General features: G+C 69.1%; 11 protein-coding genes. 4 read left to right on the top strand and 7 right to left on the bottom strand.

What is annotated here, in order from left to right; genetic code table 11:
- Nucleotides 1–5: 5 nt before the first annotated feature.
- Nucleotides 6–545, bottom strand: a complete 540-nt coding sequence (locus ACF1DX_RS27605; protein ID WP_391793847.1) for a TIGR00730 family Rossman fold protein — start codon at nucleotides 543–545, stop codon at nucleotides 6–8.
- The gene (locus tag ACF1DX_RS27600) at nucleotides 542–1,345 is read right to left on the bottom strand and encodes a class I SAM-dependent methyltransferase (RefSeq protein ID WP_391793846.1); all 804 of its coding nucleotides are present in this window, start codon (nucleotides 1,343–1,345) and stop codon (nucleotides 542–544) included. The genes ACF1DX_RS27605 and ACF1DX_RS27600 overlap by 4 nt, the downstream gene beginning before the upstream one ends.
- A gap of 87 nt (nucleotides 1,346–1,432) precedes the next feature.
- Here ACF1DX_RS27600 and ACF1DX_RS27595 point away from each other — a divergent pair, with 87 nt between their 5' ends.
- Both ACF1DX_RS27595 and ACF1DX_RS27590 read left to right on the top strand, forming a co-directional pair.
- A complete protein-coding gene (locus ACF1DX_RS27595; protein ID WP_391793845.1) occupies nucleotides 1,433–1,756 on the top strand; it encodes a DUF427 domain-containing protein in 324 nt (107 codons plus the stop codon).
- An 80-nt stretch (nucleotides 1,757–1,836) separates the two neighbouring features.
- Nucleotides 1,837–2,616 (top strand): alpha/beta fold hydrolase, encoded by a 780-nt coding sequence (locus ACF1DX_RS27590; protein WP_391793844.1) that lies wholly within the window; start codon nucleotides 1,837–1,839, stop codon nucleotides 2,614–2,616.
- A gap of 36 nt (nucleotides 2,617–2,652) precedes the next feature.
- Here ACF1DX_RS27590 and ACF1DX_RS27585 read toward each other — a convergent pair whose 3' ends face one another.
- From ACF1DX_RS27585 to ACF1DX_RS27575, 3 genes are all read right to left on the bottom strand, one after another.
- Nucleotides 2,653–3,396 carry a M48 family metallopeptidase gene (locus tag ACF1DX_RS27585; RefSeq protein ID WP_391793843.1) on the bottom strand — a complete coding sequence of 248 codons (744 nt, stop codon included), beginning with the start codon at nucleotides 3,394–3,396 and terminating at the stop codon, nucleotides 2,653–2,655.
- A gap of 52 nt (nucleotides 3,397–3,448) precedes the next feature.
- On the bottom strand, nucleotides 3,449–7,018 hold the full coding sequence (locus ACF1DX_RS27580; protein ID WP_391793842.1) for a type I restriction endonuclease subunit R: 3,570 nt from the start codon (nucleotides 7,016–7,018) through the stop codon (nucleotides 3,449–3,451).
- Nucleotides 7,019–7,240: 222 nt separating this feature from the next.
- Nucleotides 7,241–7,807, bottom strand: a complete 567-nt coding sequence (locus tag ACF1DX_RS27575) for an ATP-binding protein (RefSeq protein WP_391793841.1) — start codon at nucleotides 7,805–7,807, stop codon at nucleotides 7,241–7,243.
- A gap of 342 nt (nucleotides 7,808–8,149) precedes the next feature.
- Here ACF1DX_RS27575 and ACF1DX_RS27570 point away from each other — a divergent pair, with 342 nt between their 5' ends.
- Together ACF1DX_RS27570 and ACF1DX_RS27565 are read left to right on the top strand one after the other, a co-directional pair.
- Nucleotides 8,150–9,001, top strand: coding sequence for a helix-turn-helix domain-containing protein (locus tag ACF1DX_RS27570; RefSeq protein WP_391793840.1), 852 nt, complete (start codon nucleotides 8,150–8,152; stop codon nucleotides 8,999–9,001).
- A 3-nt stretch (nucleotides 9,002–9,004) separates the two neighbouring features.
- Nucleotides 9,005–9,214 carry a DUF397 domain-containing protein gene (locus ACF1DX_RS27565; RefSeq protein WP_391793839.1) on the top strand — a complete coding sequence of 70 codons (210 nt, stop codon included), beginning with the start codon at nucleotides 9,005–9,007 and terminating at the stop codon, nucleotides 9,212–9,214.
- On the opposite strand, the gene ACF1DX_RS27560 is transcribed toward ACF1DX_RS27565, so the two are convergent.
- Both ACF1DX_RS27560 and ACF1DX_RS27555 read right to left on the bottom strand, forming a co-directional pair.
- Nucleotides 9,211–10,119, bottom strand: a complete 909-nt coding sequence (locus tag ACF1DX_RS27560) for a hypothetical protein (protein WP_391793838.1) — start codon at nucleotides 10,117–10,119, stop codon at nucleotides 9,211–9,213. The two genes, ACF1DX_RS27565 and ACF1DX_RS27560, sit on opposite strands and share 4 nt — an antisense overlap.
- Before the next feature lie 352 nt (nucleotides 10,120–10,471).
- Nucleotides 10,472–13,105 carry an N-6 DNA methylase gene (locus tag ACF1DX_RS27555; protein WP_391793837.1) on the bottom strand — a complete coding sequence of 878 codons (2,634 nt, stop codon included), beginning with the start codon at nucleotides 13,103–13,105 and terminating at the stop codon, nucleotides 10,472–10,474.
- Nucleotides 13,106–13,136 lie beyond the last annotated feature (31 nt).

Raw genomic sequence — 13,136 nt, 5'->3', positions numbered from 1 at the left:
GGCGGTCACTCCACGCCCAGGCTCTCCTCCAGATACGCCAGCGCGCCCGTCGGCTCCTCGGCGAAGAACACCAGGTCGGTCAGCGGGCGGGGCAGGAAGCCCTCGTCCTCCATGCGGCGGAACTGCTCCTTGAGGCCGTCGTAGAAGCCCGCGGTGTTGAGCAGCACCACCGGCTTCTCGGTGTGTCCGTGCTTCTTCAGCTCCAGGATCTCGGTCGCCTCGTCGAGGGTGCCGGTGCCGCCGACCATGATGACCACCGCGTCGGCCTTCTCCAGCAGCAGCCGCTTGCGCTCGGCGAGGTCACGCGCGATCACCATCTCGTCGACGCCGTCGCGCGCCTTCGCCGCGAGGAACTCCACGGAGACGCCGCAGAGCCGGCCGCCCGCCTCCTCCACACCGTCGGCGACGACCTTCATCAGGCCGACGTCGGAGCCGCCCCACACCAGCGTGTGCCCGCCCTTGCCGAGCAGCCGCGCGAACTCCCGCGCGGGGCGTGTGTAGCGTTCGTCGAGGTCGGCGGCGGAGAGAAAGACACAGATGTTCACGGACCCACAGTACGGGCCCGGTCGGACATCACGGTCAGCCGCATCTTCGACTGCCGGTGCGGCAGCTCCTCCCAGTCGTCCATGAACCGCGCGGTGAGGCCGTACCCGGCGGCCAGGTCCACCAGCGTCTCCGTCCGGTAGTAGAAGTCCTCGTGCAGCACCTGGTGCTCCTCGCCCTCCGTGCGGTCGAAGGTGAAGTCGAAGAACCCGCCGGGCGCCAGCACCCTCCCGACGTGCGCGAAGCACTCCTCGATGACGTGCCGGGGCGAGTGCGAGAAGACGCTGTGCGCGTGGACGACGTCGAAGTGCCCGTCGGGCAGGAAGGCGAAGGTGAGGTCGTCCGCGAGGGCGAGGTACGGCATCCTGGCCTGGAGTCCGTCGCGTACGAGGGTGTCCTGGGCGGCGAGCAGGATGTGCGGCGAGATGTCGATGCCGTAGTAGTGGCCGGGCTCCAGGTGGCCGATGAAGTGGCGTCCCGCGCGGAGGTTGCCGCAGCCGATCTCCAGCATCCGGTGGTGCGGCTCCAGGCCGTGCCGCAGCAGGTAGTCGAACTGCATCCGGCCGATACGCGCCCACTGCTCGCGCGAGGGGTTGTGGCCGACCGCCGCCTCGGCGCCGCGGGCCGTGTCGCAGGCCATCACCGCGCGGTAGTAGGCGATGTGGTCGCGGTGGCGCAGCCGCAGCCAGGTGTCGCGCAGCGCGCGCCGCGCGTGGGCGGGGACGCGCCCCGGATGACGCAGGGCGTAGCGGGCCCGGTGGGCGAGGGTGCCGCGGTTCCGGCCGGTGTCCTCGGCTCCCATGGGTACCTCCTGCGGATCCTCCTCGGGAAGAAGTCCGCTCCAGCGTGCGCTGTACTCACGGAATCGGCCACCCGAGGAGGGACGATCGTGACCACGGGCCACCGCATCACCATCGAGGACAGTGACCGGCACGTGCGCGTGGTGCGCGGCGGGCAGGTGCTGGCGGAGAGCGACGGGGCGCTGCTGCTGAGGGAGACGGGCTGTCCGGACCGGTACTACATCCCGCCGGCGGACGTACGGCTCGACCTGCTGACGCCCTCGGAGACGCACACGTACTGCCCCTTCAAGGGCACCGCCTCCTACTGGTCGCTGCCGGACGCGGCGGACCTGGTCTGGGCGTACCCGGAGCCGAAGCCGGACGTCGCGCGGATCAAGGACCACCTCTGCTTCTACGAGGTGGAAGTCGGCTGATCACGTAAACGGGTTGTGCTGGGCGAACGCGCCGCCCGCCTCACCGGCCAACGCCGTGCCGTGCGGCAGTCTGGCGTGACATGGACAAGAACATCTCTTCACGTGACGGCACCCCCCTGGCGTACGAGAGCGCCGGGCGGGGTGCCACGGTCGTTCTCGTCAGTGGCGCGATGTCGACGGGCGGCACGGTGGCCCCGCTGGCGGCCCGCCTCTCGGAGCGGTTCCGGGTGGTCGTGTACGACCGCCGGGGCCGGGGCGGCAGCGGGGACACCGCGCCGTACGCGGTGGAGCGCGAGGTCGAGGACCTGGCGGCGCTGATCGGGGCGGTGGGCGGCGAGGCCGCGCTGTACGGGGTCTCCTCGGGCGGTGCGCTGGCGCTCAGGGCGGCGGCGAGCGGACTTCCGGTGCACCACGTCGCCGTGTACGAGACGCCGTACGCGATGTCCGAGGAGGATCTCGGGGAGCGGGCACGGTACACCGAGCGGCTGACGGCGGCGCTCGCCGAGGGGCGGCGCGGGGAGGCGGTGGAGCTCTTCCTGCGGCTGACCGGCCTGGGCGAGGAGGTCATCCAGGGCGCGCGGCAGTCGCCGATGTGGGCCGGGATGGAGTCGCTCGCGCCGAGCCTCGCGTACGACGACGCCGTGATGGGCGACGGGAGCGTGCCGCGCGAGCTGCTGGCGTCGGTCCGGGTGCCGGTGCTGTCGATCGCGGGCGACGCGAGCCCGGCGTGGATGCGCAAGGCCGCGCGGGCGATCGCCGAGTCCGTCCCCCGGGGCACGTACCGCACCCTGGAGGGCCAGACCCATATGGTCGAACCGGACGTCCTGGCCCCGGTCCTGGCGGAGTTCTTCACGCGGTGAGCGGTGTGGGTGCGGTCCGCCGGTGGGGCGGCCGTGCTACTTCACCGCGCCGCGCCACAGTTCCGGTTCCTGTTCCGCGAAACGGCGCTCGCGCTCGTCGGCGTCCGGCAGTGTGCGCCGGACCAGTCCGCGGAACGCGGCACCGTGTCCGGGCGTCCGCAGGTGGCACAGTTCGTGGACGAGAACGAGGTCGACCAGTGCGGCGGGCAGCTGAAGGACGGCCCAGTGGACGGTGACGGTGCCGTCGGGGGCGCAGGCGCCCCAGCGGGAACCCAGGTCGCGCACTTCCAGTGCCGCCGGTGACACCCCGATCGTTCCGGCGTACGAGGGCGCGCGCACGGCGAGCCACCGGCCTCCGCACGCCCTGTACCACTCGGCGATGGCCTTCCCGCCCGCCCGCCGGTGGGCGGGCCGGGGCAGTTCGAGCCAACCCTGGTTCAGGCGCACCCGCCGCCCCTCGCCCGCCGGGACGATCCGCAACCGGTGACGGCGGCCGAGGTAGGCGAAGCCCGTCCCGTCCACCAGTTCCTTGACCTGTTCGGAGGGACGCTCGCGCCGGCGCCGTACCTCGTCCGCGAGCCGGGGCAGCCGGGACCGCACGGCGGCGGCCACCTCGCGGGGATCGGCGTCCGGTGGCACGGCGAAGCGCACACCGCCGTCCGGAGCGACATCGATGCCCAGGGTCCGGCGCCGGGGACGGACGACGAGCTCCCACTCCCACTCGTCGGGGAGCGGCAGCGCGGCGATCGCCTGCTGGGCGGGATGGACGGGGCCGGTCACCCGCCATTCCTACCACCGCGCGGAAAGGCCCGGGTGAGGGTGGTCCGTAGGGTCAGTCGGTCCGGCGCCGGTAGCGCAGGAAGTCGGCGTGCCGGTCACGGGCGAGCTCCACCAGGTCCCCGGCGAGCGGGCCGCCCCGCTCCCAGTCCATGTGCAGGTTCTCCTCCAGGTAGACGCGCAGTTCCCGGCGCACCCTGATCTGGGTGTCCGCGAGGACGACGAAGTCCTGGGAGCCGACGAGCCGCGCCATCTCGGCGGTGAGGTCGAGGGTCCCCCGGACGAGGTCCACTCCCTCCGGAGTCCCCGTCTCCTCGAACGCCTCCTTCAGCAGCCGGTGGACCGGCTGTTCGGTCCACCGGTCGAGGTCGCGCACCCGGTCGTCGTCGGCGTCCACGTGATCCCCGTCCTCGGCCGCGAGGACATCGGTGCGCAGGGCCGCGAGCGCGGCCGCGGCCTGTTCGAAGTCGTCGCCCATCTGGCGGACGATCTCCTCCAGCCGGGCGCTGAACCGCTGGTGGAGCGTGCGGTCGGCGCCGAGGCGGGCGTCGATGTGGAGCCGGAGCCTGCTCCTCATGTAGTCGGTTCTGGTCCGGGGGTCCGGGTTGGCGTCCACCTTCTCCATGAAGTCCGCCGCCGACAGTTCGACCGACGGTACGCGTTCCTCGATGCCCGAGACCCGCAGGTGGCGGGAGATGAGCCGACGCACCTTGGCGCCGTAGCGGCGCGGGCTGAAGTCGTCGCGTCCGTCCAGGTAGCGCTGACGGGCCAGGTACTGGACCTCGCCCAGCAGGCGCGCGTCGGTCTCGTACTTCAGTGCGGCGGGCCTCGGCAGGACGGCGTTGAGCGCGGTCAGGAAGTCGCGTACGAGTTCGTCGAACTCGCCCAGCAGCAGGGGGTCGGCGAGCGCGGCGAGCAGGTCGTCACGCTGCCGCCGGTCGGTGAGCGAGGTGACGCCCCGGTCCGTGAGGAGTTCGGTGATCTGTGTGCGCAGGTCGGCCAGCCGGCTGTCGGCGGCGGCCTCGGTCTCCAGCCACATCCGGTCGCGGACCGGCTGGTCACCCTCGTAGTCCGGCCTCAGGTGGTCGAGGGACAGGTCCTCGTAGCCGTACACGGCGCGCAGGTGGGCCTCGTCGTACTCGGCCAGAGAACGGGCGAGTTCGGGTCCGACGCCGATGTAGTCGACGATCTGGCCCCATGCCTTGTGCGGGTAGAGGCGGTTGGTGCGGGCCACCGCCTGGAGCAGTCCGACGCCGGAGAGCGGGCAGTCGAGGTAGAGAACCTGCTCGACGGGGGCGTCGAAGCCGGTGAGGAGCATGGACTGGACGACCAGGAAGGCCATCGGGTCGTCGTCCTCGGCCCGTGCTGTGTCGTCCCGGGCGTCGGGCCGGTCGGCGTGCCACGGGTCGCCCGACGTGCCAGGGCCTCCGGGGTACGTGACATCCACGGGTCTGCCGTGCGTCGTCGCCTCCCAGGAGGGATCGTCCGCGGCGGCACGCGGATCACCGAGTCCGCGCTTGAAGCGCGCGATGTACGCGTCCTGCCGGGACTTCGCCGTCCAGGTCTTCCAGTCCTCCGGGTCCGGGGTCTGTCCCGAGGAGGCCTGGGAGATGACCACCGCGGCGTCGATGGAGCGGAGCAGGGTCTTGTGGGGCAGCAGGTCCAGCAGTTCCCGTTCCTCGGGCGAGGCCGTGTCGTAGCCGCTCGGGTCGTGCGCCAGGTGGGGGTCGAGCGCGTCGATCTCCTCCACCAGACGGGTGCGGGCTGCCAGCAGCGCGTCGCGGTAGCGGACGGCCGCCTTCCGGGACACCGTCACGACCTGCGCGCCGAACCGGTCGGGCAGTGCGGTGCGCGCCCAGTGGCGCAGCATGTGCTCGGCCTTGTCCGCGATCACCGACGGTGTTTCGAGGACTTCCTTCTTGCGGGCGAACTTCCGCAGCACCCGTTCCCGCCGCTCCGGGTCGGCCGGCACCTCCACGTCGAAGGACGCGTCCAGGACGGCCTTCTCTATGACTTCGAGGCGCACGTGGTGGGCCTCGTAGCGCACGGGGACGACGGCCCGGTCGGTCTCGGCGTCGCGCAGGGTGTAGGTGTCGGTGAAGTCGCCGAAGATGTCCTCGGTGGTCTTGCGCGCCTTGCTGAGGATGGGGGTGCCGGTGAAACCGACCAGGACGGCGTTCGGCAGCATGGCGCGCAACCGGGCGTGCTGCCAGGCGAGGTGCCCCCGGTGTGCCTCGTCGACCAGGACGACGATGTCGTGCCCGGGGTTGGCGACGTGATTCCGGACCACGTCCTGCTCGTCCGGCGTCTCGGCGAGCTTCTCCTCGCGGCCGTCCCAGGCGGTGTCGTCCCGGCGCGCCTTCTGGAGCATCACCAAGGTGACGTCGGGGACGTCGACGGCGAGGTACTGGCGGGCCTGTTCGACTGTGCGTGAGCGGTAGGTCTTCTCCTCGGCCGCGGCGAGGCTGCGCCGGATCTGCTTCTCCAGGTCGATGCGGTCGGTGACCACGACGACCTTGTGTCCGCGCAGGTCCTTGGTGCTCCTGAGGTGGCGGACGAGGAAGGCCATGGTGAGGCTCTTGCCGGAGCCCTGGGTGTGCCAGACGACCCCGCCGCGCTGGTGGACGTCCTCCCCCGCGTCGAGGGCCCGGCGTCGCTCGCGGAGCGTCGCGGCGATCGCGTGGACCGCCCGGAACTGCTGGAAGCGGCCGACGGCCTTCACGGTGCGCGAGCCGTGCCGGGTCTCGGTCGTGAAGTCCCTGACAAGGGTGAGGAGATGGGCGGGCCGCAGGACGCCGGCCGCCAGCGTCTGCTGCGCCGAGAGTTCCCGGCCCTCCGGGACCCCGGTCTCCGCCCTGACCTCCGCCTCCCGGGCGGGTGCCACGGTCCGCCAGGGCGCGAAGTGCTCGGCCTCGGCGGTGACGGTGCCGAGTTCGGCGTGTGCCCAGTCGGTGCCGACGAGCAGCTGCGCGAAGCGGGTGAAGTCGGCCACGGGGTCGGGAGCGTCCGTGCCCGCGTAGGCGATCACCTCCATGACCGCCTGGTCGAGGGCGAAGCGCGCGTCCTTCCGGCTGCTGGTCACCGGCGCCTTGCACTCGACGACCACCCAGGGCAGGCCGTTCACGAACAGCACCAGGTCGGGGGTGGCGGCTGTGGCGCCGGGACGTTCCACCCGGAACTGGGAGACGGCCAGGAAGTCGTTGCCGTCCTCGAACCGTCCGTCCCAGTCGACGAGTTGGATGTGCTCGGGGTCGCCCTTGGTCCAGCCGGGGATCGTCCGGGCGGGAATGCCCTCCCTCAGCAGCCGGGTGACTTCTAAGTTCGCGGTGACGCCCCGCCCGGCCGCGCCCTGGCCGGGGGCGGTGCCGCGTACGCGGTCGAGGACGTGGTCGAGCTGCTGGGCGGTGAGCCAGGAGGTGCCGTCCTCCGGGCGGACGTTGATCCGGGCCACGGCGTTGCGGAACCGGTCCGCGTAGACGACGTCGGTGAACGACCTGCGCCCGGAGTCCTCGGGTCGGGTGGCGGGCTGTCCCGGGGGCGCGCCCCGCAGGTGCTCCCATCCCATGGCCTCGAGCTGCTCGATCAACGGCCGTTCGACCTTCACGTACTCCGGCTGTTCCGCCACCGGCTCCCCTTGCCCCGCCCGTCGCCGTACGCACCGCCCACACCATCGTGAACAGAGGTGCGGATCAGCCTACCTGTGGGGGTGGATGACGTCAGGTGGCGTGTGAGTGAGGCGGCATATCCAGCCAACCGGCTGGTGGGCATGGGATGGGGCGTCATGAAACCGTGAACACTTGCCGGGCAAGTGTTCACGGTTTTCAGGGGAGGGCCGGCGGTCCGGCGTTCAGGCCGCGAGCACCGGCAGTACGGGCGGTCTCGGCGCGATGCCGTCGCCGGTACCGCCGTCGGGCGGCGGATCACCTCCGCCGAGCACCAGCTCGAACCAGATGGTCTTGCCTCCCACTCCGAACACCGACTCGCCGAGGCTGCACCCGCCCCACGCGTCGGCCAGCAGGTCGAGGATCAACAGGCCTCGTCCGTGTTCGGCGTCCGGTCTGTCCTGCACCAGTGGCAGGGGGAACACGGGGCAAGTGTCCATGACGCTGACCCGCAGGACCGGGTTGGTCCAGCACAGTCGCACGGTGGCGGGCCCGAGGGAGTAGCGGACGGCGTTGGTGGTCAGCTCGGAGGTGAGCAGTTCCGCCCGGTCGGTGAACTCCCCCAGGCCGTGCGCGCCGAGCACGGCCTTGAGCGTCGTACGGGCGACGACCGGCCCGCGCGGATCGCGGGGGAAGTGCAGCTCGTACTCCCAGGGTTCGGTGAAGGGGATGAGGGGTGGAGTGGGGATGACGTGCTCGTCCTGATGGGGTGGTTCGGGGGTCTGCTCGTGTTCCGGTTCCGCGTTCTTCACGCGTCACCTCCTTGTGCGGGTTCGCGGTGCGACGGTCACGGTGTCGGTTCGCTGGGATTGGTCGGTGGGGTGTCCCGTACGGCGCCCCCCACGGCATGGGCCGAGTCCATGACATCCGGCGGTGGCCTGCCGCCAGCCCCCATGTCCCGTCGGGCCCGGGACGGGAGCAGGGCGGGCGGTGCGCTTCCGCTGGAAGGGGGTGGAGTGGTGGCGCGGATCACACGCTAGCGCGTCGACTAAAACGCGTGCTACTAGCTTCACTAAAACGGGTTTTATTTTAGATTCCGATGGACGCCAGCCTCAGACGATCGGCAAACTGTGCGCGCGAGCGAGGAGTTGTTCATGGCACCACGGCATCAGCCGAGCATCCGTCAGCGCCGGTTCGGGGCCGAACTGCGGCGACTGCGCGAAGCCGCCGGCATGGCCGCACCTGCGGCCGCGGCGCGACTCGGCGCGGATCGCACGATGATCTCGAACATCGAGTCGGGCCGGTTCGGCATCAGCGAGGAGCGGCTACGGCGACTCGCGAGCATCTACGAGTGCAACGACCCTGACTTGATCGACGCCTTGGCCACGATGACGGGCGGGCGCCCCAAAGGCTGGTGGGACGAGTACCAGGGAAAGATTCCCCCGGACTTCCTCGACGTAGCGGAGTTGGAGTACCACTCCACCAGCCTCAGAACCCTCCAGACCGCCCACATCCCGGGCATCTTCCAGACAGAAGATCATGCCCGAGCTCTGTTCGATCTGTTCGTACCAGCACTCCCCCGCCTGGAAGTGGAACTGCGAGTAGCGCAGCGACTCGGCCGTCACACCGTGGTGACGGACAGCCCGGGGGTGCCGTACGTGGGGTACGTCCATGAGGCGGCCCTACGCATGCGGATCGGAGGACGGTACGTCGCCAAGGCACAACTGAACCGACTGCTTGAAGAGAGCGAACGCGACAACGTCCGGCTGCTCGTCATCCCCTTCACGGCAGAGGGCTTCCCCATGGCCGGGGACACCGTGATGTACGCGTCAGCACCGAACCCGCACCTGGACACCGTGCAGGTGGACTCCCCCATCGGCGCAGTCTTTTTCGACTCCCCCACCCATCTGGCCAACTTCCGAACGCGGCTGGACTTGGTCGAACAAGTGGCGTTGAATCCGAGGAAATCGAGGGACCTCATCCTCGAAATCATCGGAGATCTGTAAGAGGTGTCAGTTTTGTCCGAGTTGAAGTGGTTCAAGTCCTCGTTCTCGGAGGCTTCCGGCAACGCCTGTGTCGAGGTTGCGGTCCGCAATGACGCACGGGTGGCGATACGTCATAGCGTCCACCCTGCCCGGGGGTTCACCGTCGGCCGGACGGCATTCTCTTCCTTCGTTACCGCGGTACGGTCCGGGAGTCTCAGCATCAGCACACGTTAACCAGTAGCCGACACAAGAAACTCTACTGGAGGCAGGGAGACTTTTCCGCTAAGCAAGTCTTCCATGAGACCAAGCTGAGTAGTGCGCAGTTTGGCAATCTGCCTCTGCATCGAATTGGCTCGTCGTCTGCCTACCGCCAGTGCGGCCTGGACTCGTCTCTGCTCCTCAAGCGGGACATCCGGCACCAACAGCCGTTCAATCGAACCCTGGCTGATGTTCTTCATGCTCCCGCTCGTACCTGTCGCGGCAGACTTAATCTGCGCCCGGACGACAGGGCTGGACAACACTGCTGCAACAAACCCTGTATCAGCCATCGAATCATCAACCATAAGCCTGAGCGTCTTGTCACTCAGCATGAGCCTGGGCGGTGAATTTTCCACGACGCACGCAAGCCCCACAAGATCCTCCGTGTTGGCCCGCGTCATCAGCAAATCGCCGGATCGAACTTCGAACTGAGAGTTGATAAATTCAGCATTACGAACGACTTTGTTTTCGCGGCTCAAAAACCCGTCAGCCTGCACGGCACTAACTTTAAGCACTCCCCATTCGCCATCCCCTGCGGGAGTGTCTTGAGCCAAGGGACTTTTCCCTGCTTCAATACGATGAAGCCAGGAACTGAGCGGCACCCTTTCCGAAGTCTCCGTGAGCTTCCCTGAAACGAGAGCGGTCTCAACGGTCTTCAACTTGTCCCGCACACGTTCCAGCGCCGCAATTCGCCGCTCCACCGCCGCGTGAGCGGCTACAATCCTGCGCTGCTCAGGTAGCGGGACTTCAGGAACAACAAGTCCGCGAACGTCCTGCTGCGAAATATTGTTCTGCCCTGTTCCGCCGTTCAGGAGGTTACCCACCTGACGCCGTACAACCTGGGATGAGAGCAGCAATGCAAGGAACGCAGGATCGGCCATGGAGCCGTTCGGAACAAGCCGAAGGACCTTGTCCGAGAGCATGAGATTCGGCCGAGTCACTTCTACATAGGTGACGGCTCCAACCAGCGAACGGGCACCATTTGCCCGAGCCATCAAAACATCACCGGGTCGCACCTCCAGCGCTGGTCGAGGTGTCAGACCTGGTGGCAACCGTTTCGCCTCCCGGGGATCGAACCGACCAGCGGTTACTGCGCTGACTCGGATGACCCCCCACTCGTCCGCGCCTGGTGGCTGGGCGTCGCAGGCAGGACTCCAACCCGTCTCGATATTCGACAGGAGAGAACCCAACTCGATATTTCCTCGAGCGACTCCACTCCTCGGCACAGCTGTCTCACTGCCCATAACCCAGCTCCTCAAGCCACGCCCCGAACTCCTCCGCCGCGCCCTCGCTGTCCGCTTCCAGCTCCGCCAGCGACACCGCGTACTTCTCGGCCCAGCGGCGGAAGGCCGCGACCAGTTCGCGGCGGCCCGCGGCGGACATCGCGTCCAGGCGGGTGGAGAGGCCCTCGCCGAGGACCTCAAGAACAACACGCTGTCCGCCGTCCTCGGCCTTGGCCATCTCGGCCGCCGCCTTCAACTCCGGCAGGAACTTCGTGTCCAGGGCCGACCGGCGCTTCGAGGCCGCCGTGCGCTCTTTGCGGCGTTGGGTGACCGTCTTCTCCAGGGCGGCGATCTCCTCGGGGTCGACCGCCTCGGATTCCGCCCCCTCCGGCTCGGAGGTCTCTTCCTCCTCGTCCGAATCCGTATCCGAGGTCGCAGTCCCCTGCGCCTCCGCCAGCCGGGCCACCGCCTCCTTGTACACCGCGTCCGCCTCCGTCAGCGCCGCGTCCGCGCGGGCGACCTCCGCCAGGAACTCGGGGATGAGGGACCGTACGACGGACTCGTCCAGCGCGCGGCGCTTGTCCGCCGTGGTGACCGTGGACTTGGAGCGGCCACGGCGCGGACGTCCGCCCTCGCTCTCCTCCTCGTCGGGGACGACCGGGTTGACCATGGTCTCCACGGTCTCCACCCAGCCGTCGAGCACCCGCTCGTAGCCTCCCGCCGCCAGCGCCTTCACGTCGTACCGCGCGGACGCCCACCAGTCGGCGACGATCCCGTCCGTCTCGTACCGGTCCAGGATGCCGACCGGCTCGATCGCCGACCGGAAGCCGGCGACCAGCCGCTCCCGCAACCGCATCGGCTGCCTGTTCACGTTCAGCTTCGAGAAGTGCTCGGCCTGCTCGGCCCACCACTTCTCGTACGCCTCGCCCAGCTCGCGCTCCTTCGCCGCCGCGAGGCCGGGAATGCGCTCGGCCGTGGCCTCCGGTCCCTCCGGCAGGAAGTCGACGTAGTCCTCGTCGTCCGCTCGTGCCGCGAAGAGGGACGGCAGCTCCACGCCATAGGCCCGGAAGGCCTCCTTCTTCGCGTCGATCTCCGTCTTCGGCACGCCGCCGTACAGGTGCGCACGCACGTCCTGCGGCTCCGGGGCCGGCGAGTTGTCGACCCAGCGGCGGATGTTGAGGTTGCAGTCGGCGGCCAGCAGGTCGTCCCTGCTGACGACGCGCGAGTAACCGTCGATCGGGGTCCAGTCGCGGTAGACCGTGACGATCTTCTCGACGTGCTCCGGGCCGAGGACGTTCTGGTTCTTGCCCGGCCGGTACTCACGGTCGGCGTTGATGAAGAGGACGTTGCCCTGCCGGTCCCCGTGCTTGCGGTGCGGCTTGCGCAGGATCAGGATGCAGCCCGGGATGCCGGTTCCGTAGAAGAGGTTCGGGCCGAGGCCGATCACCGCCTCGACGCAGTCGTCCTTCAGCAGTTCCCTGCGGATGTCGCGTTCCTTGCCGCCCCGGAACAGCACGCCGTGCGGCATGACGGTGGCGGCGACGCCGTCATGCTCCAGCACGGAGATCATGTGCTGGACGAACATCAGGTCGGCCTTCTTGCCCGCCTCCGGCGCCCAGCCCCACTTCATCCGGGTGCCGTGCGTCTCCTCGGCCTTCTCCACCTCGTCCTTGTCGTAAGGGAGGGAGAAGGGCGGGTTCGACAGCACCTTGGTGAAGGTCCGCAGCCGCTTGCTGCCGTCCCGTCGCCAGTGCAGCGGTTCGGTGAGGGTGTCGCCGAGCTGGAGATCGAACTCGCGAATGCCGTGCAGCACCATGTTCATGCTGGCCATGGACCAGGAGGGGCCGTTCTTGTCCTGCCCGTTGACGGACAGCAGCTGCGGCTCCCCGCCGTGCTCCTCGACGTGTTCCCGCGCGGCGATCAGCATGCCGCCCGAACCCGCGCACGGGTCGTAGACCGACTCCCCCTCCTTGGGGCCCACGAGCCGGACCATCATCCGCACGACCTCGCGGGGGGTGTAGAACTCGCCGCCGCGCTGCCCCGCCGAGTCGGCGAAGCGGGCGAGCAGGTACTCGTACGCGGCGCCCAGCATGTCCGGGAACTCGAAGTCCTCGTTGCGCAGCCGGTAGAGGCTGAAGTGCCGGATTAGGGCGCGCAGTTCGACCGTCGTGAAGCGGGACTTGGTGCCGACCGTGTCGTTGAAGGAGATGTGGGAGGTGACGCCCGCCAGCCGCTCGTTGGAGCCGGTGAGTGCCGCCAGCGCCTGGTCGAGTCCCTGACCCACGTGCTCGGTGAGGGCGGAGACGCCGGGCTCCGGCTCCGGGATCGGGCCGTCCTTCTCCAGGGGCTCGTGGTACTTGTGGGGGCCCTTCCACCAGCGTGCCTTCTGGGGCACGTAGAAGACGCGGGGGTAGCTCTCGGGGTCGTTGGCGCGGGTGAGGGCGTCCTTCTCGCCCTTGCCCGGCTTCTCCAGCTCCGCGTGGTAGATCCGCTCCCACTCCGGCTGGAACTCGTCCGAGGAACGCTTCAGGAAGAGCATCCCGAAGATGTAGTCCCGGTACTCGGAGGCGTCCATGCGGCCGCGCAGGATGTCGGCGGCCGAGAACAGATGCCGTTCGAGCTGGGGCAGGGTCAGTCTGGCCACGGACCGGTCCTTCGTGCGCCGTCGGGATTCT

Origin of the sequence: Streptomyces sp. NPDC014676 (assembly GCF_043084105.1) — a bacterium.
In the GTDB taxonomy this organism is placed as follows: Bacteria; Actinomycetota; Actinomycetes; order Streptomycetales; family Streptomycetaceae; genus Streptomyces.
The sequence above is the reverse complement of the archived record's forward strand: the minus strand, read 5'-3'. Positions and strand labels throughout refer to the sequence as shown.